This window comes from Pseudomonas sp. yb_5, assembly GCF_043103865.1.
GTDB classification, from domain to species: Bacteria; Pseudomonadota; Gammaproteobacteria; order Pseudomonadales; family Pseudomonadaceae; genus Aquipseudomonas; species Aquipseudomonas putida_Y.
Genome location: NZ_JBICKE010000102.1, coordinates 1 through 22,030 on the forward strand (window position 1 = coordinate 1; position 22,030 = coordinate 22,030).

Annotated in this window: 21 protein-coding genes and 1 pseudogene; 10 read left to right on the top strand and 12 right to left on the bottom strand. The window is 62.3% G+C overall.

Translation table 11 applies throughout. The features are described from left to right. The first annotated feature begins 39 nt into the window (after positions 1 to 39). Complete coding sequence (locus ACF8GF_RS17980) at positions 40 to 303, top strand: DUF3077 domain-containing protein (RefSeq protein ID WP_003250694.1); 264 nt, start codon at positions 40 to 42, stop codon at positions 301 to 303. A 171-nt stretch (positions 304 to 474) separates the two neighbouring features. Here ACF8GF_RS17980 and ACF8GF_RS17985 read toward each other — a convergent pair whose 3' ends face one another. Next, positions 475 to 1,191, bottom strand: coding sequence for an SDR family NAD(P)-dependent oxidoreductase (locus tag ACF8GF_RS17985; RefSeq protein ID WP_392488275.1), 717 nt, complete (start codon positions 1,189 to 1,191; stop codon positions 475 to 477). A 45-nt stretch (positions 1,192 to 1,236) separates the two neighbouring features. Next, positions 1,237 to 1,722 (bottom strand): DUF2165 domain-containing protein, encoded by a 486-nt coding sequence (locus ACF8GF_RS17990; protein WP_392488276.1) that lies wholly within the window; start codon positions 1,720 to 1,722, stop codon positions 1,237 to 1,239. A gap of 374 nt (positions 1,723 to 2,096) precedes the next feature. Here ACF8GF_RS17990 and ACF8GF_RS17995 point away from each other — a divergent pair, with 374 nt between their 5' ends. Next, complete coding sequence (locus ACF8GF_RS17995; protein WP_392488334.1) at positions 2,097 to 3,134, top strand: diguanylate cyclase; 1,038 nt, start codon at positions 2,097 to 2,099, stop codon at positions 3,132 to 3,134. Between the two features lie 439 nt (positions 3,135 to 3,573). On the opposite strand, the gene ACF8GF_RS18000 is transcribed toward ACF8GF_RS17995, so the two are convergent. Beyond that, a complete protein-coding gene (locus tag ACF8GF_RS18000; RefSeq protein WP_209965229.1) occupies positions 3,574 to 4,461 on the bottom strand; it encodes a LysR substrate-binding domain-containing protein in 888 nt (295 codons plus the stop codon). 192 nt (positions 4,462 to 4,653) lie between these two features. Between ACF8GF_RS18000 and hcaE the strand changes: the two genes are divergently transcribed. The 5 genes from hcaE to hcaD are packed head-to-tail and all read left to right on the top strand — an operon-like array spanning position 4,654 to position 8,967. Next, positions 4,654 to 6,009, top strand: coding sequence for a 3-phenylpropionate/cinnamic acid dioxygenase subunit alpha (hcaE, locus tag ACF8GF_RS18005; protein ID WP_392488277.1), 1,356 nt, complete (start codon positions 4,654 to 4,656; stop codon positions 6,007 to 6,009). Next, on the top strand, positions 6,006 to 6,566 hold the full coding sequence (hcaF, locus tag ACF8GF_RS18010; protein ID WP_176684704.1) for a 3-phenylpropionate/cinnamic acid dioxygenase subunit beta: 561 nt from the start codon (positions 6,006 to 6,008) through the stop codon (positions 6,564 to 6,566). Before hcaE ends, hcaF begins: the two co-directional genes overlap by 4 nt. Positions 6,567 to 6,620: 54 nt before the next feature. Next, complete coding sequence (gene hcaC, locus ACF8GF_RS18015; protein ID WP_176684705.1) at positions 6,621 to 6,941, top strand: 3-phenylpropionate/cinnamic acid dioxygenase ferredoxin subunit; 321 nt, start codon at positions 6,621 to 6,623, stop codon at positions 6,939 to 6,941. Further along, positions 6,938 to 7,753 carry a 3-phenylpropionate-dihydrodiol/cinnamic acid-dihydrodiol dehydrogenase gene (gene hcaB, locus ACF8GF_RS18020; RefSeq protein WP_392488278.1) on the top strand — a complete coding sequence of 272 codons (816 nt, stop codon included), beginning with the start codon at positions 6,938 to 6,940 and terminating at the stop codon, positions 7,751 to 7,753. Before hcaC ends, hcaB begins: the two co-directional genes overlap by 4 nt. Next, positions 7,750 to 8,967, top strand: coding sequence for a 3-phenylpropionate/cinnamic acid dioxygenase ferredoxin--NAD(+) reductase subunit (gene hcaD / locus ACF8GF_RS18025; RefSeq protein WP_176684707.1), 1,218 nt, complete (start codon positions 7,750 to 7,752; stop codon positions 8,965 to 8,967). Before hcaB ends, hcaD begins: the two co-directional genes overlap by 4 nt. A gap of 21 nt (positions 8,968 to 8,988) precedes the next feature. Here the strand turns inward: hcaD and ACF8GF_RS18030 are convergent, their stop codons facing one another. From ACF8GF_RS18030 to ACF8GF_RS18065, 8 genes are all read right to left on the bottom strand, one after another. Further along, positions 8,989 to 10,260 carry an OprD family porin gene (locus ACF8GF_RS18030; protein WP_176684708.1) on the bottom strand — a complete coding sequence of 424 codons (1,272 nt, stop codon included), beginning with the start codon at positions 10,258 to 10,260 and terminating at the stop codon, positions 8,989 to 8,991. Between the two features lie 82 nt (positions 10,261 to 10,342). Further along, entirely contained in the window at positions 10,343 to 11,524 is a 1,182-nt protein-coding gene (gene mhpT, locus ACF8GF_RS18035) for a 3-(3-hydroxy-phenyl)propionate transporter MhpT (RefSeq protein ID WP_176684709.1), read from the bottom strand. Positions 11,525 to 11,675: 151 nt separating this feature from the next. Next, a complete protein-coding gene (gene mhpE / locus ACF8GF_RS18040) occupies positions 11,676 to 12,686 on the bottom strand; it encodes a 4-hydroxy-2-oxovalerate aldolase (protein ID WP_392488279.1) in 1,011 nt (336 codons plus the stop codon). Continuing rightward, complete coding sequence (locus tag ACF8GF_RS18045; RefSeq protein WP_209965216.1) at positions 12,683 to 13,615, bottom strand: acetaldehyde dehydrogenase (acetylating); 933 nt, start codon at positions 13,613 to 13,615, stop codon at positions 12,683 to 12,685. The genes mhpE and ACF8GF_RS18045 overlap by 4 nt, the downstream gene beginning before the upstream one ends. Positions 13,616 to 13,626: 11 nt before the next feature. Next, a complete protein-coding gene (gene mhpD / locus ACF8GF_RS18050) occupies positions 13,627 to 14,421 on the bottom strand; it encodes a 2-keto-4-pentenoate hydratase (protein WP_209965214.1) in 795 nt (264 codons plus the stop codon). Positions 14,422 to 14,436: 15 nt separating this feature from the next. Then, entirely contained in the window at positions 14,437 to 15,300 is an 864-nt protein-coding gene (locus ACF8GF_RS18055; protein ID WP_392488280.1) for an alpha/beta fold hydrolase, read from the bottom strand. A gap of 17 nt (positions 15,301 to 15,317) precedes the next feature. After that, positions 15,318 to 16,262, bottom strand: coding sequence for a 3-carboxyethylcatechol 2,3-dioxygenase (mhpB, locus tag ACF8GF_RS18060; RefSeq protein ID WP_392488281.1), 945 nt, complete (start codon positions 16,260 to 16,262; stop codon positions 15,318 to 15,320). A gap of 1 nt (position 16,263) precedes the next feature. After that, the gene (locus tag ACF8GF_RS18065) at positions 16,264 to 17,937 is read right to left on the bottom strand and encodes a bifunctional 3-(3-hydroxy-phenyl)propionate/3-hydroxycinnamic acid hydroxylase (protein WP_176684715.1); all 1,674 of its coding nucleotides are present in this window, start codon (positions 17,935 to 17,937) and stop codon (positions 16,264 to 16,266) included. 317 nt (positions 17,938 to 18,254) lie between these two features. Between ACF8GF_RS18065 and ACF8GF_RS18070 the strand changes: the two genes are divergently transcribed. Both ACF8GF_RS18070 and ACF8GF_RS18075 read left to right on the top strand, forming a co-directional pair. After that, entirely contained in the window at positions 18,255 to 19,064 is an 810-nt protein-coding gene (locus tag ACF8GF_RS18070) for a DNA-binding transcriptional regulator (protein ID WP_209965210.1), read from the top strand. Positions 19,065 to 19,475: 411 nt separating this feature from the next. Next, positions 19,476 to 19,697 (top strand): annotated as a pseudogene (locus ACF8GF_RS18075) (chemotaxis protein); the annotation flags it as partial. A gap of 9 nt (positions 19,698 to 19,706) precedes the next feature. Here the strand turns inward: ACF8GF_RS18075 and ACF8GF_RS18080 are convergent. Continuing rightward, positions 19,707 to 20,909: a Bcr/CflA family multidrug efflux MFS transporter gene (locus ACF8GF_RS18080; RefSeq protein ID WP_392488282.1), complete on the bottom strand. Its 1,203-nt coding sequence runs from the start codon at positions 20,907 to 20,909 to the stop codon at positions 19,707 to 19,709. A 102-nt stretch (positions 20,910 to 21,011) separates the two neighbouring features. On the opposite strand from ACF8GF_RS18080, the gene ACF8GF_RS18085 reads away from it, so the two are divergent. After that, positions 21,012 to 22,022 (top strand): MsnO8 family LLM class oxidoreductase, encoded by a 1,011-nt coding sequence (locus tag ACF8GF_RS18085; protein WP_392488283.1) that lies wholly within the window; start codon positions 21,012 to 21,014, stop codon positions 22,020 to 22,022. Positions 22,023 to 22,030: the final 8 nt, after the last annotated feature.

Below are 22,030 nucleotides of genomic sequence, written 5' to 3' on the forward strand. Positions count from 1 at the left end.
GGCCCGTACAGGCTGAAGCAATCTTGGGGAAACTGAACAATGTCCACAGAAGAAACCAAATTCACCGTCGGCAAAACCACCTTCTACCAAGGTGAAAACCAGACCCATCCCCTCTTCCGCATCGAAGCCGGCATACCTTGCCAGAGTGCCCGTGAACAGGCGTCCGAGCTGATGGGCTATGCACGGGACATGACTCTGGATGGATTGATGGAAGATAAACCTCAGTTGATCTGGGCTTCGCACTACCTGTGCGCGTTGGCCAAGGCGCTGATGGATGATGCTGAACTGGGCATGATGCGCTGAATGACTCATCATTGACTGGGTGCCTTCAAGACCTATGCGACTCCCGATTTTGAAGGCGACCCAACGACCTAGCTCCTTGCCTCTTTTCTCGCTGGACGCGGTCCAAGATTCAGTTCCATCGACTGAGACATCAAAGCCGAACCCTCACGCAAAGGCTCCGGTGCTTTGGCCTCAGAAGCGCTCATCACCGATAGCCGGCAAGATCAGCTCCCGTACGAACGATGCCCCGGACAAGCGCAACAGCGCGTCGACCATGGTGACCACATCATGCACCGGTACCTGGCGCCGCTCGCCACGTGCTGCGGCTTGCGCCAATGGCGTGTTCAGGGAGTCGTCGGTATTGAGATAACCCAGTTGGAGCACGGTCACCGCCAGGTTGTCATCCCTAAAACCTTCGCGCAGCGCATCAGCCATGCCGTTGAGAGCGAACTTTGAGGCGCCGAACGCTACCTCCGGGCGCCCACTCTGGCGAAGAGCTGAGGTCGAACCGGTGAGGATCAACTGCGGCCGGGGCGCACCAAGCAACTTGGGCACCAGGCGCTTGAGCAGAAGCAGCGTGGCTGTGATATTCACCTCGACCAGCCTGGTGATCGATTCGTCGCTGTCGTCAAGGAATGCATAGTGCTCGCTGAAGGCGTGTGCTTCCCAGATGCCAACGTTGTAGATCAGAACATCCAGATCGGCAGGTGCCCGATCCGCGATCTGTGCCACAGCCGCCGTTGGCTTGGCAAGGTCGGCATCGACCCACTGCAGGTCGATGCCCGGGGCAAGGGCCAGGTCTGACGGCTGTTTGCGTGATACGCCGATCAGCGTGTCCCCTGGCTTGCCGAGCCCTTCGAGCAAAGCCCGGCCCAACCCTCTGCCAGCGCCTACGATCATCATCTTCATCTGTTGCTCCTTTTAACTGAAATGCTCCAAGCTTTCCTGGGCCGTTCAACTCCACCGGGCATTCAGTACGACGAAGTGCAGCAGGATCCAGACCATCAACAGCAGATGGGTCAGTTGCAACCCTTCCTGGCGGATCCAGTAGCCGAACCATATCCCGCCCAGCAGCATCGCGAGCAGGAACCCGAGCGCTGCGCTCAAGGCCAGGTTCAACCAGGGCCGCGCTACCTCCAGGCCGGCGCCAAGCAGCAGTTCATAGCAGCCAACCCAAGCCGCGAGAACGGCGGCTGCCTGTGTCAGCACTATGATCGACAAGGCCAAGCGATGGATGGCGTGAGAGGTCATCGCTCGCACCAGCAGAGGGAGGCTGATTGCGGGAGGTTGGGCCAGCGGCGCCATCGACATGGTCTCCCCGATCGCCCCGGCTGAGCTGGCAAAGGCCTGCAGGTTGTTGATCAGGCTGATACTCAGCCACAGGCTCAAGCCAATGCAGCAGGTGATCTGGAAAATCAGCAGTGAAGTCGGAGTGTCCATTCCTGGTCCTTTGTGAGTTCGTTTCCGAAAGCAGCGAAAGCGTCCGGACGCCACTCTAAAACCTTGACTTAACTCGAGGTCAATACCGGTTTTCCAATAAGGCTGCCTGGGGCGACAACCTCAACCGTTCGTTCAAGCCATCTGTAGGTCTGAGAAGTTTGTCGAGGTCTTGGGCGACCGACCGAGCCGCGTCGATCAACGCCACAGGTATTACCCACTGGAGGATCCGGGATAGAGCCAACCGGTTTGCTATGCTCTCTATTCCGGCTGGCTTGGCCTGAAGGCGCCGAGCGTGTGCGGCATTGGTCAAGATGCTTGAGAGTTTTCTATCCGCGTTTGTGGAAAAAATCGAACCAAGGAGTGGAGTAACAGACATGCCAGCTTGTCCCCTACCCTCTGATGAAGCACTTCGTCAGCGCACACTTGATGATATGGACTTGGTCGATACGCCGGCCGAGCATTATCTTGATACCTTGGTACGACTCACCCAAGAACTAGCCCAGGTGGAGACCGTTCTGATCAGCCTAATCGATCAGGATCGGCAGTGGTTCAAGGCTCGGATCGGCATCGAGGTAAGCGAGACAAAGCGCAATGTGTCCTTTTGCGGCTACGCGATTCTCGGCGAAGATACCTTGATGGTTTCCGACGCCAGGTACGATTCACGCTTCGAGGACAATCCCCTCGTGCTGAACCCACCCTATATCCGGTTCTATGCGGGCCACCCGTTACGTGCCTCAAATGGCAAAGCCATCGGCACCCTGTGCATGTTCGATCCTCGGCCGCGGAAGCTCAGCGAGGCGCAACAGGCTAATTTTCGGGACTTAGCCACGCTCACCGAGGGTTATTTGCAACTGCGGAGCCTAGCTCAGGTCAATCGCGCTCTGCGTGTTGAAATGGATCGCGGGCAGCGCAGGGCTTTGCTTGATCCTTTGACACAACTATGGAACCGCGGGGCGTTGGCAGCATTTCAGAACCGAGAACTTCGTTTGGCTGAGGAGCGAGGTTTACAGCTAGGTGCCGTATACGCAGACCTCGACCGTTTCAAATCCGTCAATGACGAGCATGGCCACGATGCCGGCGATAAAGTGCTCTGCGAGTGCGCCCGCCGACTGCGGGCTACGCTTCGGCCAGATGACCTGCTGGTACGCCAGGGCGGAGAGGAATTCGTGGCCCTGCTACGGGTTAAAGACAGCCAAGAATTAACGCAGATTGCGGAGCGCTTGCGTCAGTCAATCGGCAGCGCGCCATTTTTGTTGCCCGGCGGCCCTCGGAAGATGACCATTAGCATCGGATGCGCCCTGCTCACTAATGGTGAGCAGGTTGATGATGCAATAAAACGCGCTGACGGCGGTCTCTATGCGGCCAAACACGGGGGACGTGACCAGGTTGTCTATGTGCCAGCGTTATCCTGAGGACTTTAAGACTCGGTAACATGGAGCGAGATTCCCCTATACGAGAGCGTCTCATCTGAACCGGCGTTCGCTAAGGGAACTCCGAACAAGTTGCCTTGAACGCGTAATGAGCGGCGTTTTGACGCCGCCCGACCATTTTCAGCCCTCAATCAGCTCAAAGCCAGGGCTTTGCCCTGGCTCTTGCGCGCTACAGGCGTACCTCTCCTGCAGTGGTCAATAATTGCCTGCTGCGGGAGAGGTGGGCCCGTGAGGGCAGAAAACCAAGACCGTGCCTTGGTTATCCAGTAATCAGCGGCTGAAAATCAGGCTTTTCGGCATCCACAATCCGTCCATTTCCGGCTGATGGACAACTTGTTCGGAGTTTCCCTAAATGGGTGTCCGGTTTTATTAGACCACTACATAGCGATAGATTTGTACGCTGCAACCAATGCTCCCTCTATCACTTTCTCCCCGCCTCTCGAACTATATGTTTCAGATAGTTCAAGGCGCCTGAGTTGGCATCAATATCATGTAGACTAACCATCAGCAGTTCACTCGTTGGCGCATCGCTTGGCAATGAGCGAGAAACAACATCCTTGGGCATGAAGTTTTCGGCATAGGCCGGCAGCAACGTATAGCCCAGCCCGGCAGCCACCAGGTTAATGCTCATCAGTGGATTGGACGACGGGTAGACATGCCCCGATGTGACGTCATGGCGAGCTAGGTACTGCGCCAGCGCATCGTGGATCGAACGCCCGTAGCCCGGATCGATGTTGATCGCCGGCAAGTTGTCCAACTGACTGGGCGTGATGCTGGGAGCCGCCACCAGCGGGTGATCGTGTGGCAGGTAGACGCGAAACTGCTCCACCAATACCACTTCGCTGTGCAGGTTGGCGGCGCGTACCGGGCCGCGCATGAAGCCCAGCTCGATTTCACCACGCGCCAGCGCCACCTCCTGCTCTTCGGAAGTCAGGCTGCGCAGGACGATATCCACCTCGGGAAACGACACCCGGAATATCGGCAAAACGCTGGGGAAAATGCGCACTTCGGCGGCCGGCACGAAGCCGATGGTGATGCGCTCGCGCTGGGAAGCGGCCTTGGCGGCACGCGCCACGGCCATCTCGACGTGCCCGAGGATCTGCCGGGCCTCATCCAAGAATACTACCCCGGCCGGCGTCAGCTCGACCTTGCGCCGGGTACGGGTGAGCAAGGCAAAGCCGATCTCCAGCTCCAGGTTGCGAATCTGCTCGCTCAACGACGGCTGCGAGGTAAACAGGCGAGTAGCGGCGCGAGTGAAGCTGAGTTCTTCGGCGACGGCGACGAAGAAGCGCAAGTGGCGCAGTTCCATTTGGTTTTCCTTGGAATCGTTCAGACAGGGCGCAGGGCCGGTCAACCAGTTATAGGTCTAACCGATAAATAGATCCAAAGAAAGTATTTCTTCATTCGCCCTCACTCTCCTAGATTTACCGAATCTGTTGGCGCCAACAGCTCATTCGACAATAAAAACACACCCTTCTTGTAAGCGGTGAGGAGAATAAGAGTGGCTATCACCCCAGAACAATTCGAGGCTTTGGTCGACGCCCGTAACGGACGTATCACCCCTGCTATCTATACCGACCCGCAGATCTATGAGCTCGAGCTCGAACGCATCTTTGGTCGCACCTGGCTGTTCCTCTGCCATGTCAGTCAGATCCCCAAGCCCGGTGACTTTTTCAATACCTACATGGGCGAAGACCCGATCGTGGTCGTGCGTCAGAAAGACCGCTCGATCAATGCCTTCCTCAACCAGTGTCGGCATCGTTCGATGCGCGTGTCCTACGCCGACTCGGGTAACACCAAGGCGTTCACCTGCCCCTACCACGGCTGGAGCTACGGCACCGACGGCGAACTGATCGACGTGCCGCAGGAGCCGCGTGCCTACCCGCAGGGGCTGTGCAAGAAGCAATGGGGCCTGCAGGCGGTGACCCGCGTGCGCGAATACAAGGGCCTGGTATTCGGCAACTGGGACGCCGAGGCACCTGAACTCGAAGACTACATGGGCGACATCGCCTGGTACCTGGACGGCGTGCTCGACCGCCGCGAAGGCGGTACCGAAATCATCGGCGGCGTGCAGAAGTGGACCATCGACTGCAATTGGAAACTGCCCGCCGAACAGTTCGCCTCCGACCAGTACCACGCCCTCTACTCACACGCCTCGGCGGTGCAGGTGCTGGGGCAGGCGCCCGGCAACTCGGAAAAGGCCCTGGGCTCTGACCAGACGGCGCGCCCGGTCTGGGAAACCGCCAAGGACGCCGTCCAGTACGGCCAACGCGGCCATGGCAGCGGGTTCTTCTTCACCGAAAAGCCCGACGCCAACGTGTGGGTAGACGGCGAGGTATCGCGCTATTTCCGTGACACCTTCGACGAGGCCAAGGCGCGCCTGGGCGAAATCCGCGCACTGCGCCTGGCCGGCCACAACAACATGTTCCCGACCCTGAGCTGGCTCAACGGCACCGCGACGATCCGCGTGTGGCACCCGCGTGGGCCGAACCAGGTGGAGGTGTGGAACTTCTGCATCGCCGACGCTGCGGCACCGGACGACGTCAAGGCTGCCTTCGAACGCAGCGAAACCCGCGCCTTCGGGCCGGCCGGGTTCCTCGAGCAGGACGATTCGGAGAACTGGACCGAAATCCAGAAGGTCTTGCGTGGTAAACGTGCCCGCAACGCCACCCTGTGCATGGAAATGGGCCTGGGCAACGAGAAGCTGCGCGAAGACATGCCTGGCATCACCAACTACATCTTCAGCGAAACCGCGGCACGCGGCCTCTACCAGTATTGGGTGGACCTGCTGTTGTCGCCGTCCTGGGACGAAGTGAAGCGTCGCACCGAAGCCTATGAACAGGAGCTGGTGAAATGAACGACGCCGCGATCCGCGACCCGCTCGCGCCCAACACGCAACCGATCGTCGATGCCCAGACCCACCATGAAATCGCCGACTTCATCTTCCAGGAGGCCGAGTTGCTGGATGACTGGCGCTTTCGCGACTGGCTGATCGTCATTGCCCAGGACATCAGCTACACCATGCGCACCGGTGCCAACGCACAAACCCGCGACCGCCGGCGCAAGGTCGGTCCGCCCACCACATGGATCTTCAACGACAACTGGCACCAGCTCGAGCGCCGTGTCGCACGCCTGGAAACCGGCATGGCCTGGGCCGAAGAGCCCCCTAGCCGCACCCGCCACTTCGTCAGCAACCTGCGCATCCGCGCAACCGAAGACGGCAAGGGTTTCGAGGTGCGCAGCAACTACCTCCTGCACCGTTCGCAGAAGGAAAAGGACAATGTCAGCTACCACGGCATGCGCATCGACCGCCTGCGCCGCGCCGACAACAGCTTCGGCTTCGAGATCTACCACCGCGACATCGCCCTCGACCAGGTGGTGATCACCTCGCACAACCTCAGCGTGCTGTTCTGAAACGCGGGGCTCCTGCCCCGCATCCAGACTCTCCCGAATACCGGTACCCCTACCATGACCACTTTCAGCGTCTGTGAAACCCACGCGCTCGCCGATGGCGAAGCCGTGACCGTGCAAGCTGCCGACCGGCTGATCGCCGTGTTCAACATCGGCGGCGAATTCTATGCCCTGGACGATCGTTGCAGCCACGGCAACGCCTCCATGTCCGAGGGCTACATCGAAGACGATGCTACCGTCGAATGCCCGCTGCATGCTGCGCGGTTCTGCCTCAAGAGCGGTGCGGCCCTGTGCCAGCCCGCCACCGACCCACTGCGCACCTACCCGGTCAGCATCGTCGACGACATCATCCACGTGGTGCTGGAGGACGCGGCATGAGCGGCTGGTTGCAGGATGAAGTGGTGCTGATCACCGGTGGCGGCTCGGGCCTGGGCCTGGCGCTGGTGGAACGCTTCCTGGCCGAAGGGGCGAAACTCGCGGTGCTGGAGCGCTCCCCAGAAAAATGCGCGATTTTGCAGGCACACTTCGCCGGTGATGTGGTCGTCACCCAGGGCGACGTGTGCAGTAGCGCCGACAACCAGCGTGCGGTGGATGCCGCCGTGGCGCGCTTCGGCAAACTCGATTGCTTCATCGGCAACGCCGGCGTGTGGGATCACGGCGTGCGCCTGCTCGACACCAATGCGGAGAAACTCGCCCAGGGCTTCGACGAGCTGTTCGCAATCAACGTCAAGGGCTACCTGCTGGGCGCCAAGGCCGCTGCCGCCGAACTGGTCAAGTCGTGCGGCAGCATGATCTTCACCCTCAGCAACTCGGCGTTCTACCCCGAAGGCGGCGGGCCGCTGTACACCGCCAGCAAGCACGCGGCGGTCGGCCTGATCCGCGAGCTGGCCTTCGAGCTGGCGCCCAAGGTACGGGTCAACGGCGTAGGGCCGTGCGGCATGAACACCGACCTGCGTGGCCCCACCGCGCTGGGCCAGCAGGACACCCGCATCATGGATTCGCGCTCGCCGGATACGATCAAAGCGATCCTGCCGCTGCAGTTCTTCCCCGATGCCAGCGAATTCACCGGGCCGTTCGTACTACTGGCCTCGCGGCAGAACAACCAGACCTTGAGCGGCGTGATGATCAACGCCGACGCAGGCCTGGGCATTCGCGGCATCCGTAATGTCGCCGGAGGGCTGGCACTATGAACACGCGCATCGTGATCATCGGTGCCGGCCAGGCCGGCGCCAACGCAGCCATGGCCTTGCGGCGCCAGGGCCATGCCGGGCCCGTGGTGCTGGTCGGCGAGGAAGTGCACCTGCCCTACGAGCGCCCGCCGCTGTCCAAGGACGCCTTGCTGCAGCCGCAGCAAGGCAAACTGGCCCTGTACACGCACGAGCAATTCGCCGAGCAGGACATCACCTTGAAACTCGGCCTGCGCGCCACCGCCATCGACAGCCAGACCGGCACCGTCAGCCTGGCCAACGGCGAGACGCTGGCCTACGACAAGCTGCTGCTGACCATCGGCGCTCAACCCCGGCGTCTGCCGGCACTGGACGCCCTGGGCGAGTGCACCCATGTGCTGCGTACCTTGGAGGATGCCCAGCAGATACGGGCCCAGGCACAGGCCGGCAAGCGAGCCCTGCTGGTCGGCGCTGGGGTGATCGGGCTGGAGCTTGCCTCCAGCCTGAGCGAACTTGGGCTGCAGGTAGCCGTGGTCGACCCGGCGCGGCGTGCCATGCTGCGCAATTCGCCGGAACCGATAGGGGCTTTCCTGCAAGCGACCCATGAGGCTCGCGGCGTGCGCTTTCACTTCGCAACCGGTGTCCGGGCTGCCGAGCGACGCGGCGATGCCATCCATCTCATCCTGGACAATGGCACGCAACTGCAAGGCGACCTATTGGTCTACGGCATCGGCGTGAGCGTGGACACCACCCTGGCCGACAGCGCCGGCCTGCGCTGCGAACAAGGGGCAATCGTGGTCGACGAGCGCTGCCGTACCTCGCAAACCGGTATCTACGCCGCCGGCGATGCCGTGATGCAGATTGACGCCGACGGCCAGCGCTCTCGCATCGAAAGCTGGGAGAATGCCAACCTGCAAGCCGCCGCCGCAGTGTCCGACATGCTCGACCAGGACCTTGCCCCACCCACGGTGCCGTGGTTCTGGACCGACCAGTGCGGCTACAACGTGCAGTTCGCCGGCGATATGGCGGCGCCGCACTGGTTGCTGCGCGGTACCCCGGGCCAGGGGCCCTTCGTGGCGCTCGGCCTGGCCGATGGCGCCATCGTCGGCGCGGTCACGGTCAACGCCGGCAAGGACATGCGCCCGGCGAAGGAACTGATCGCCAGGCGCGCGCAGGTGGATGAGGCGCTGTTGCGCGACCCAACCGTCGCCCTTCGCCAGCTGGCAAAGGCGTCCTGACCCCGGACGTCCGACCGGCACCTACCAGAGCTTGACCGTGTAATCCACATTGACCCGCAACTCGTTGTCGTCCCGGTGCGTGGCGCCGGGCAGGAAGTCGTTGCGGTACCAGGCGTGGCGCAAACGCAGCGCCACGCCCTTGAACGTGCCCTGCTGCACGACATACGACAGCTCGACGTCTTTCTCGCTCTCGCTCAGGCCGCCGCCACCGAAGCGCGCCAGCTCAATGTTGTCGCCACGCACATAGCGCAGCATGCCCTTGAGCCCAGGCACGCCAAATGGGGCGAAGTCCTGGTCGAATTTGACCTGCCAGCTGCGCTCCTTGGGGTTGATGAACTCGGAGCTGAGCGTACCTTCGGTGATCACCAGCGGCTCGGTACCGTACAGGTAGGGCATCGCAGTGTCGCCCTCGAGCTGCATGTAGCCAACGCCCAGGCTGTGGCTGGCCCAGGCGTAGGTGAGCATCAGCGCGGTGTTGCGGTTGTCGACCGGGCCGGCCTTGGCGGTGCCGTCCTCGCCGGTGACGAACAGGCGCAAATCACTCTTCAGGCGGCCCGCGCCGAGCGGGCGATCGTCGACGAACCCGAAGTAGTCCTTGCGGTACAGCTGGTCGAGCTCGGCGTGGTAGTAGCGCAGGGTCAAGGTGTCGGACCAGGCGTAGTCGCCGCCGAGGAAGGTGAAGCGATCGGAGGTGGCTGCGCCGTTGAAACGGCCGTTGGGCGCGGCGACGCTCATCTTCTGGTAGTCGGTGGAGTCGCGCAGATTGATGCGGTCGAGCCAACCGGCATGCAGGCTCAGGCGGTCGAAGTCGCTGGAGCGCAGGTAGGCGCCGCGGAAGGTCTGCGGCAGCAGCCGGGTCGGGCTGGCGAAGGCGATCGGCAGGAAGGTGCTGATGGTGCCGCCTTGCAGCTCGGTACGCGAGATGCGCATCTTGCCAGTCAGGCCGAGTTCGGAATAGTCGTCGGCAGGCTCTCGGGTGACCGGGTCGTAGGGCAGCAGGCCGGTACCGACGCGATCGGGCGAGGAGTCGAGCTTGACCCCGAGCATGCCCTTGGCGTCCAGGCCGAAGCCCACCGGGCCCTCGGTGAAACCGGAGCTCGCGTTGAGGATCAAGCCCTGGGCCCATTCGCGAGCAGCCGCTTGCGGGGTCTGGCCCACGTAGTTGCGATCGAAGTAGTAGTTACGCAGCACCAGCTCGGCATGGCTGTCATCGACGAAGCCAGCGGCGTGGGAGGGGTTGGCGCAGAGCAGGCCGATGGCCAGGGCCAGGCAGGTTTTTGGGGCCTTGTACATGGTCACTTCACTTTCTTGTAGTTGTAGGGTGCCCTGCCGCGTGAGCAGCAGGGGAACAAGCAAGGTTGGACGGCGGGCGGGGTCAGGCCGGGCGACGGCCGATCAGGCGGAACAGCGCCAGGCCGGCGATCACCACCCCCGGTGCCGAAGCCATCAGCACCCCGGCCGAACCGGCGCCGAGGGCGAGCATCTGCCCGGCTACCAGCGGGCCGCTCATGGCCCCCAGACGCCCGACCGCCACCGCTGCACCAACGCCGGTGGCGCGCACGCGGACCGGGTAGAAGTGCGGCGCCAGGGCATACAGCACGCCCTGCCCGCCAGTGGCGAAGAAGCCGGCGAAGAAACCGGCGACCAGCATAGTCGCCAGCACGCTGGCCAACCCCAGGCCCGCCAGGGCGGCGAGCAGGCCGACGTATACCAGGGCGGCGGTTACCCCGGCCGACAGGCGCTCGAGTACCTGGCCGAGGATCAACGTGCCGATGGCCGCGCCGATCTGCAGGGCGAACATCACCCAGCTGGCGTCATGGCTGCTGAAGCCCTGCCCGACCAGCAGGCTCGGCAGCCAGTTGATCAGGATATACACCACCATCAGGGTGAAGAAGTAGCTCAGCCACAGCAGCCAGGTGGCGCGTTGACCGAACAGCTCGCGACGCAGGCTCGGCGTATCCTCGGCCTGGCCGGTGGCGCGGAACTGGCCCGATTCGGGCAGGTAGGCCACCAGCAGCGGCAGGATCAGCAGCGGCCCAGCGCCACCGACATGGAACACCGTTTGCCACTCGCCGCTGTAGCCGGCGATGCCGATGCCGGCAGCCATCGCCGCGCCCAATGGCACGCCGCAGTACATCAGGCTGACCGCGCTGCCACGCAGGCGCTGGCCGGCGGTTTCGCTGCACAGGGCGATCAGGTTGGGCAATGCGGCGCCCAGCCCGACACCGGTGAACAGCCGCGCCAGCAACAGGCTGGGCAGGCTCCAGGCATGGGCCGTGGCCAGCGAGAACAGGCCAAACAGCGCCACCGAGCCGATCAGGATGCGTTTGCGCCCGAAACGGTCGGCCAGCCAGCCGCCGACCAGGGCGCCAGGCAGCAGGCCGAGGATGCCGGCACTGAAAACCCAGCCCATTTTCAGCTTGTCCAAGCCGAAGGCACTGGCCATGCCTGGGGCGGCGATGCCGGCAGCTTGCAGGTCGAGACCTTCGAGCAGGGCGACGAGGAAACACAGGCCGATGGTAAAGGCCACGCGAGGCGGGTTATTGGCAGATGTCATGAATCACCCATGTTGTTTTTGTGTTGGGTTGAGTTGGCAACGGAGCGCTGTGCCCCCATTCGCGGGACAAGCCCGCTCCCACAGGCGCTGCATCCTCCTTGTGGAGCGGGCTTGCCTCGCGATGGGCCGTGCAGCAGCCCTGTTTCTCGGGTCAGCGCTTGAGCAAATCCAGCGCCACGTCCACGATCATGTCTTCCTGACCCCCTACCATCCTGCGCTTGCCCAGCTCGACGAGGATGTCCACCGCCTTGATGCCGTAGCGGACAGCGGCCACCTCGGCATGGCGCAGGAAGCTCGAGTAGACCCCGGCATAACCCAACGCCAGGGTTTCGCGGTCGACACGCACCGGGCGGTCCTGCAGCGGGCGCACCAGGTCGTCGGCAGCATCCATCAGCGCATACAGGTCGGTGCCGTGGTTCCAGCCCAGCTTGTCGGCGGCCGCGATGAACACCTCCAGCGGCGCGTTGCCGGCGCCGGCGCCCATGCCGGCAAGGCTGGCGTCGATGCGATCGCAGCCCTCCTCCACCGCGGCTATGGAGTTGGCAACGCCCAGGCTGAGGTTATGGTGGGCATGAATGCCGGTGTGGGTGGCCGGGTCGAGCACGGCCTTCACCGCACGGAAACGCGCACGGATGTCGTCCATGTTCATCGCCCCGCCGGAATCCACCACGTAGATGCAGGTGGCGCCGTAGCCCTCCATCAGCTTGGCCTGTTGCGCCAGCCCTTCAGGCGTTTGCATGTGGCTCATCATCAGGAAGCCGACGGTGTCCATGCCCAGCTCACGGGCATGCTCGATATGCTGGCGCGAGACGTCCGCCTCGGTGCAGTGGGTGGCCACGCGCACGATGCGGGCGCCGGCATCGTAGGCGTTCTTCAGGTCGTGGATAGTGCCGATCCCTGGCAGCAGCAGCGTGGCGATCTTGGCGTGGCTGACCGCGTCGGCGGCTGCTTCGATCCATTCGAGGTCGGTGTGGGCACCGAAGCCGTAGTTGAAACTGGAGCCCTGCAAACCATCGCCATGGGCGACCTCGATGGAGTCCACCTTGGCCCGGTCGAGTGCCGTGGCGATGGCGCGCACGTCATCCAGCGAATACTGGTGGCGGATGGCGTGCATGCCATCGCGCAGGGTCACGTCGGAGATGTAGAGTTTCTTGCCGTTCATGCCGAGGCCTCCATTGCTTGCGCCATACGCTCGGCGGTAGCCAGCGCGGCAGAGGTCATGATGTCGAGATTGCCGGCGTAGGCCGGCAGGTAATGGGCGGCGCCTTCGACTTCGAGGAACACCGAGGTTTTCAACCCGGTGAAGGTCCCCTGCCCCGGCAGCTTGAGGTCGCGCACTTCTTCGAACTGCACCTGCTGCTTGAGGCGGTAGCCCGGTACGTAGGCCTGTACCGCAGCGGCCATTTCCTCGATGCTCGCCGCCACCTGCTGCTGGTCGGCGACCTCGCTCAGTACGTACACCGTGTCGCGCATCATCAACGGCGGCTCGGCGGGGTTCATGATGATGATCGCCTTGCCCTTGGTCGCACCGCCGATCACTTCGATGGCCTTGCTGGTGGTTTCGGTGAATTCGTCGATGTTGGCACGGGTACCGGGGCCTGCAGACTTCGAAGCGATCGAGGCAACGATCTCGGCATAGTGCACCTTGGCCACGCGCGATACCGCCGCGACCATGGGGATGGTGGCCTGGCCGCCGCAGGTGACCATGTTGACGTTGGTCGCCTGCAGATGCTGCTCCAGGTTGACCACGGGCACGCAGTACGGGCCAATGGCCGCCGGAGTCAGGTCGATCATGCGCAGGTCGGCCTTGTGCTGGCGCAGCAAGGCGTCGTTCTTCACGTGGGCACCGGCGCTGGTGGCGTCGAAGACGAAATCGATGTCGTTGAACACCGGCAGGCGAGTCAAGCCTTGCACGCCTTCATGGGTGGTGGCCACGCCCATGCGGGCAGCGCGGGCAAGGCCGTCGGAGGCCGGGTCGATGCCGACCATCGCCGCCATTTCCAGGTGCTTGGCATTGCGCAGGATCTTGATCATGAGGTCGGTGCCGATGTTGCCGGAACCGATGATGGCGACTTTGCGTTTGTGGCTCATGTTGTTCTCCGTCACTCGCCGCTGAAGGTCACGCCGACACGGCCCAGGCCGTCGATTTCGGCTTCGAAGTGGTCGCCCGGCGCCACCGCCACCATCGGCCCTAGGGCGCCGGTGAGGATGATGTCGCCGGCCCGCAGTGGCTCGCCCAGGCGCGCCATGGTACGGGCGAGCCACACAGCGGCGTTGAGCGGGTGGCCCAGGCACTCGGCGCCAGTGCCACTGGACACCAGCTCACCGTTGCGGGTCATGCGCATGGCCGCGCCACGCAGGTCGAGGTCATGCAGTTGGCGCGCCGGGCCACCAAGCACGAAACAGCCACTGGAAGCGTTGTCGGCCACGGTATCGGCGAAGCGGATGTTCCAGCCCTGCACGCGGCTACCGACGATCTCCAACGCAGGCAACACATGGCCGGTTGCCGCGATCACGTCGGCGAAGGTGGTCTGGGCACTGGGCAGGTCGTGGGCGAGCACCAGGGCGATCTCGGCCTCGATCTTCGGCTGCATGACGCTGGCATACGGCACGCTTTCGTTGTCGCCGTAGCACATATCGGCGAACAGGCTGCCGAAGTCCGGCTGGTCGACACCCAGTTGCGCCTGCACCTTGGGGTTGGTCAGGCCGATCTTGCGCCCCACCAGACGGCGGCCTTCGGCCAGGGCGTGGGCAACGTTCAGGCGCTGGATGGCGTAGGCCGCCTCGGCGTTTTCCGCGCCGATGGCATCACGCAACGGGGCGATGGCCTCACCCTGCTGTTGGGCGCGGCGCAGGTCGGCGGCCAGGCGCTCAAGGGTTTGCGAATCGATGGTCATGGGATGTACCTCAAATCAGTGCTGTAGGAAGTCCAGCACCAGGCGGTTGAACGTGTCGGCGTGCTCCCACTGCGCCCAATGGCCGCAGTTGTTGAACACGTGCAGTTCGGAATTGGCAATACCGGCGATCAGGCGCAGGCCTACATCCATCGGCACGAAGCGGTCGTTGCGGCCCCAGACCACTAGGGTCTTGGCCTTGATTTCGCCCAGGCGCGCACTGAAGTCGGGGAACTGCTTGGGGTTGGCGGCCAGGCTGGCGACGAAGTTCTCCAGGTGGTCGCGGCGGCTGAGCATGTTGTCCAGCCGGGTCTGGAACAGTTCCTCGGTGAGGTCGCTTGGGTCGTAGACGAAGACGTTCATCATCTTCTTCAGGTTGTCGATGGTCGGCTCGCGGTACAGGCCGTTGATTAACTTGATGCCTTCGGTGGGCATCGGCACGAACGGGCTGGCGCCACCGGTGCCTCCGCCCATCAGCACCAGTTTGCCGACGCGCTCGGGGTAGCTCAGGGTGAAGGCCACGGCGCTGTGGCCGCCCATGGAGTTGCCGAGGATGTGCACGCGCTCCAGGCCCAGTACGTCGAGCAGGCCCTTGAGTGCGGTGGCGTTGAGGTCCGAGCGCGAGCCACTGTTGACGATCGGGTCGCTCTTGCTCCAGCCCGGGCAGTCCATCAGCACCACGCGGTAACCGGCAGCCAGCAGCGGCTGGATGTTACGGTTGAAGTTGGCCCAGCCACTGGCACCCGGACCGGAACCGTGCAGCATGACCACGGTCTCGGCGCCTTCGCCGAGGTCGTTGTAGTGCAGTTGCAGGTCGAGATCGCCTTCACGGATGCGGGCGAAACGGCTGCTGGCGTTTTCACTGAGAGAGATGTTGGTCATGATGGATCCTCCGTTCATCAGGTAAGGGAATGGGCGCTGAGCGAGCCGAAGCCGGCGATCCACTCCGGGATCGGCCGGTAGTAGCGCTCGCTGGCCTGGTAGTCGCCGAACGCAGAGAGCGCAGCGAAGGCCGCTACCCAGGTCTTGACCTCGTGGGTGGACTTGCCGGCCAGCGCCGACAGCTCGACATTGGCCATGGCGTCGAGCTCGCCGAAACGGCGTTGCTCCAGCAGGTCGAGGAAGTGGTTGTCCCAAGTCGGGTTGAGCGGATGCAACGTGTGCTGATCGCGCACGAAACCTTCGGCGGCGCTGATCACACGCTCCTGCCGGGCCTGGCGTTCGTTGGCCGGCAGGTCGCGGCCGCTGCCCATCAGGCGATCGGCCATGCGCGCATCGACATGGGCCAGCTCCGGCACCGGCGGCTGGTGCGACAGGCCACCGGAGCCGAGGAACAGCACACGTTTGCCGGTGCCCCGGGCGAAGCGGCCGATGGCCTCGCCGAGCAGACGGGCGCGAGCGAAGCCTGGCAGTGGCACTGCGACACTGTTGATGAATACCGGGATCACCGGTTTTTCAGCCAGGCCACCGAGCAGAAACTCCAACGGCTGGGCAAACCCATGGTCGACCTGCATGCAGTAGGACACGGCGGCGTCCACCCCGGCTGCCAACACCGCGTCGGCACAGGCATCGGCGAGGTCGCGCGGTACGTCGAGCGGGCCGGCGGCGCTCTGGAAGTCGCCGATGGCGGTGGCGCCTATGCCGATGCAGAAGGCCGGCATGACGTCATAGAAGAAGCCGTTGAAGTGATCCGGGGCGAACAGGAACACCAGTTCCGGGTCGAACGCGGCGATGCGCGCACGGGCGGCGCCGATCACCTCATCCACTTCGGCCAGCACGGCTTGCTCCGGATCGACGTAACCCACCAACGGGGTATGCGACAGGCAATGCAGATAAGCGCTCATCTCAAGCCACCTTGGACGCCAGTGGCGCCTGTTGGCCAGCCTGGGGCTGGGCAGCCAATGCGCGCAGCAACGTGTCGCTGGCCTGGCCGATGGTCTGTGGAATGGCCACCGCACCGACGAAACGGTCCGGGCGCAACAGCGCAATCGATAGCGGGTAGCGGCCGAACCAATCCTTGAGGCGGCCGGTGCAATCACCCACGCGAACGACCCCGTCCGGCACTTCAAGCCCTGCCTTGAGCTGGACTTCCGGTAGCACCTGGATGAAGCAGGCACCCAGTGCACGCCAGGCCTGCACCTGGGCGCTGCTCAAGCCCCATAGCGGATCGTTGCCCCAGGCGATGAAGGCGAAGTTGCTACCGATCACGTCATCCAACAGGCGGATGTCACCCGACTCGGTGAGCACCTTGGGCTGGATGAACATACGCCCCACCGGCGAGGCCTTGCTCTTGTTGTCCGGCTCGGTCACCAGTGCGCCTTTGGTGTACTGCGGCATGGGCTTGAAGCGCATTTCCAGGAAGTACCGCTTGACCGCCGGCAGGTAGTTCAGCATCCAGGAAATACCGTCGCGCAAAGCACCTTGCCAGCGCTTGGGCGGCGCCAGCACGTGGCCAGCCAGCACCGACAAATCGATCATCGCCTTGGCGTGGTCACGGCGTTCCTGCTCGTAGGTGTCAAGCAGCGCTTCGCCAGCCAGGCCCTTGACCACCAGGGCCAGCTTCCAGCCCAGGTTGCTGGCGTCACGCATGCCACTGTTGTAGCCCTGACCCTGCCACACCGGCATGATGTGCGCAGCGTCGCCGGCCAGCAGCACCCGCTTGACTCGGAACTGGCTCGCCAGGCGGGCGTTGTGGGTGTACACGCGCTTGCGGATCAGCTCGACGCGGTCCGGGTCCGGCAGCACCTTGGCCAACAGCTTGCGCATGTTCTCGGGCTTGCCCAGCTGTTCTTCGGTCTCACCCGGCATCACCATGAACTCGAAGCGGCGCACGCCGTGCGGCAGCGCCGCCGACACATACGGCCGCACCGGGTCGCAGCACAGGTAGACGTTGGGGGTGCCCAGCGGATCGTTGGCAATGTCGATGACGATCCACTGATTGGGGGCGGTCTTGCCTTCAAAGGCAATGTCCAGGGTGCGGCGGATCAGGCTGTTGCCACCGTCGCATGCCACCAGGTAGCGGGCACGCACGCTTTCCTGGCAGCCTTCCGGGCCATTCATGCGCAGGCTCACTCCCTGCTCGTCCTGCTGGAACTCCACCACATCGCGTGAAAACAGCGTGCGCACATTGGCAAAACGCGCCAGCCCCCTATGTAGCACAGCATCGACCTGTGGCTGGATGAAGGCATTGCGTCGCGACCAGCCAAATTCGTCGGTGGTTGGCTGGATATCGGCGAAGCAGCGCCCCTTCGGCGTCAGGAAGCGCATCGCGTGCCAAGGTGTGGTGTGCGGCAGTACCTGCTCGACCAGGCCAATGGCCTGCACGGTCCGCAGCGACTCGTCGTCGATGCCGATGGCGCGAGGGTAGTCGATCAGCTGGTCGAGCTTCTCGATCTGCAGCACCTGCACCCCAGCCTGGCCGAGATAGTTGGCGATGGCCAGCCCTACCGGGCCGGCACCGATGATCACTACGTCTGCGGTGTAGTCGGTCTGAAAATGATCTGGATGCGGCTTGTTCATTGGTGTAATCCTCGACACTGCCCCACGGCGTCCCCGGCATATTCCAGGCAAGCCGCGACCGTCCTCGCGCAGGCAGGCGCAAGAGGGATGAAGGGGCGTTTTGACTGGTACGGGGTCTAGCGGAATGTCACCACGCTTCGAAGGAGGAAGGCGCAGGCAATGGATAGGGACGGCAGGCAGGCATGGCGCATGTTGTATTCCCCTGTCAGGGCATTTGTAGTTGTTGCGGCGAGTATAGAAATGATGCCGATTGCCCTACAATGAAAAATCGCCTTGTTGTGCACTAAGTGCACATCATTGTTTTATAAGGATTTTTCTTGAATATTGATCGAGACTCCGAATACAAGACCGTACGTGGGCTGAGCCGTGGCCTGGCCCTGCTCAACGCCCTCAACCGTCTGGACGGAGGTGCCAGCCCAACGCGCCTGGCCGAAATCACCGGCCTGCATCGCACGACCGTTCGGCGCCTGCTCGAGACCTTGCAGGACGAAGGCTACGTGCGCCGCAGCGAATCCGACGACAGCTTCCGTCTGGCCCTCAAGGTGCGTGAGTTGAGCGAAGGGTTTCGCGACGAACAGTGGATCTCCGCCATCGCCGCACCGTTGCTCGGCGACCTGTTGCAACGTGTGGTGTGGCCGACCGATATCTGCACACTGGACGTGGACGAGATGGTGGTGCGCGAGACGACGCACCGCTTCAGCCGCCTGTCGTTCCACCGTTCGATGGTCGGACGTCGCCTACCGGTGTTGCAAACGGCAACCGGCCTGGCCTACCTGGCATTCTGCGGCGAGGCGGAACGTGAGCAGATCCTGGCGCTGCTGGCCACCCGCGACGAGCCCGAATGTCAGCTGGCCCGCGACCGTCTGGCGCTGGACAATATCCTGCGCAAGGCACGCCATCGTGGTTACGGCGAGAACTACATGGGTTGGAACCAGGAAGCCAACATAGCCTCCATTGCGGTGCCCCTGTACGACCATGACAGCCAACGACTACTGGGCTGTGTCAGCCTGATCTACATCGCCAAGGCCATGAGCATCGAACAAGCTGCGCAGCGTTATTTGCCAGCCCTACAATCTTTTTCTGAGCAAATCCGGGAGGGCCTCAATGTTGATCCGAAAGTGAACTAAGAATGTCAAAAAGGAACCAGTATGCTGCTTCAGATATCGGCAAGATTTCCGTCGATCTACAGGGAAAATACCAGAATGGCGAGCGGTTACAGTCTTTACACGCTCACCTAAACATCCTTACCGTTTCCGTTACAATCCAGAGCGCTATCACAAGCTGCACGCCATGGCTGTAGACCTCCGGGGTCGCTCTACAAATGCATCGAGATCACATTTGGCAGTACTTCTCAACAACGATATAGTGCCACGCTTCCTGCCCCTTTTATCGTGGTCGCGAGCGTGATTGTCGTGCCGACACGCAGTCAGAAGCTGAAACTCTACCTCGCCGAGGATATGGTCCAGGAGGCCTGGTTGCGCGCTTCAACGATGCCAACGTAGGCCGCGTCGCGCTGCCACAGCCAGTGGGCTACCTGTATTCGCCAGGCAGTCTGTACCATTACCGACATGAATACACAGATCGCCTGCGCCGCTGAGCAACAGAGCAGCGTTGCTGAGGAAATCAGCCGAAATGTCGAAGCAGTCAACCAGGTGGTAAGCGCATTGTCAGACCAAGCCGAGCAATCATCTGCCGTCAGCCAGCAATTAAATCATCTTGCCGTTGGTCAGCAGACACTACTCGGCCGGTTTAAGGTTTGAGCCTGGTAATTATGCCGTTCGGCTTTGCTCACCTGTCATTGAGCGCGCTCTGAGCCACAGATAGCAGAAAACCGAACCCGCCCCTGCCGCTGCAATTACCAAGCACATGGGGCGGGGCGAGCCGTCGGCCAAACTCCCTACCAATGCGCTAAATGCCGCACCGAGTGCAAATTGGCTAGCTACCGCAAGCCCAGCTGCGGCACCAGCGTTGGCTGGGAATAGCTTCAGCAAACTTGCCACACAGTTGGCGCCCATCAAGCCAGTGACACTGACAAACAGCACGACCAGCAGCACGATTCCGGCCAAACCAGGCGCCTCGGTACTTGACATCACCCCCAGCCCGATAGAAGCGACGCTGACGATCGTTGCACCAACGCCAAGCATTGCCTGCGGGCCGAAACGAGTCACCAGACGCGCGTTAATGAGCGTCACTATGATCACTCCGAAAATGTTAAGCCCGAAGAGCCAGCCGTAATCTTGAGGGGAGACTTCAAAGTACTCAATATAAACATACGGCGACGCAGTGATGAAGGCGAACATACCGCCAAACGACAAGCCCATGCACAGGATGTATGCGAGCGCCTGGGAACTCCGCGCGATCTGCCAATAACCTGCCAGGGCGATACCGAGCGTTCCAGCTCGTCGCTCGGCAGGATGAGTCTCGGTTATATAGCGAAAGCTGGCAAGCAGGCATACGGCGGCAAAAGCGAATAACGCGGCAAAGATGCTTCGCCAGCTGTGCAACTGCATCAATACCCCACCTACCAAGGGTGCGACGAGTGTCGCTAACATTGTTACTAGGTGCATGAGCGATAACGTACGTGCTGCCTGACCGATCGAAAAAACATCACGCACTATCGTTCGGGCCAGCACCGACGCAGCAGCTCCACCCAGTGCCTGCAAAAAGCGCCATCCGACCAGTGCTTCGATATTTTCGGCGAACATACAACCAACTGTTGCCCCCAGATACAGTGCCATCCCCCAAATTAGGACCGGCCGCCGTCCGAAGCGATCCGAACAGGGTCCATGAAACAGCATTCCGATGCACAAGCCGGCGAGAAACGCGCCAATGGTGAGCTGGACGCTACTGGCGCTTGCTCCCAGATCAGCCGCAATGGTCGGCAGACTCGGCAGGTACGTGTCGATTGATAGGGGGGCGAACGCCACAAGGGCTGCGAGCAGGACGATCAGGCGACCAGGGTTACTCAACATCTGTGCTCCGTCAGGTGAGATGAATTCGATAACTTCTTAACATTCTGCCTTCAAAACTGCAGAATAGTTAACAATTTAATGACCTCATGATGAGCAATGCCCGTGACCCTGCTCCTGACTGTAATAGACCAATCACCGGTTCATCAGCACCAGACCCTTGTCACTGCACCTGGGCTGTCGCTGGAACTGGCCATCGAATGCGAGCAGCTCGGGTACCACCGCTACTGGCTGGCAGAGCACCACAACAGTATCCAGTTCAGTGGCACGGCGCCGGAGATCCTCCTCACCCGTATCGCCAGCGCTACTCGCAGCATGCGCGTTGGGAGCGGCGGTGTAATGCTGAGCCATTACAGCCCCTATAAAGTGGCGGAGACCTTTGCATTGCTTGGCGGACTTTTTCCTGGTCGGGTGGATCTTGGCATCGGACGCGCACCTGGCGGCGGCACCATGAGCAGCCACGCGCTGGCCATGCCAGGGCGCGTGCCGGATGTCGATCAGTTTCCTGCTCAGGCTGCCATGCTGTGTGCATTTCTGCGAGGCGGCTTCCCCATTGGGCACGGCTATGACGTCCTCACCTTCGATTTGCCGGTCAAGTCGATGCCTTCACTTTGGATGCTGGGCTCTGGCGGGGGAAGTTCCCAACTGGCCGGTCAACTGGGGATGGGCTTGGCGTTGGCGCAGTTCATCACCCCAAATGCCTGCACTCCGCGAATTTTTGACGATCACAGACGGGCATGGCAACGTGCTGGACTTGCCAGCCCTCCTCCCCGTCTTCTAGCAGTCGCGGCTATCTGCGCGAATACGGATGAAGAAGCGCGCTACATCGCCGGCACTGCGGTGTACCGAAAGCTTAGCGCTGGCAAGGCTCCACGCGAGGTTCTCCTCAGCCCAGCCGAGGTGCAGCAACGCTACAGGCAGATGAGCCCAGTTGAACGTGCCAAGTACGATGAAACCTTGGCTGGTATGGTAGTGGGGTCAGCGCAGACCTGCCGGCGCAGGATTAGCGAATTCGCGCGAGATTTCCAATGCGATGAAATTGGCATCGTCACCGTTACCCACCGCTTCGAAGACCGACTACGCAGTTATCAATTGCTGGCGGGAGACCAGCCCTGAGCTTTTGA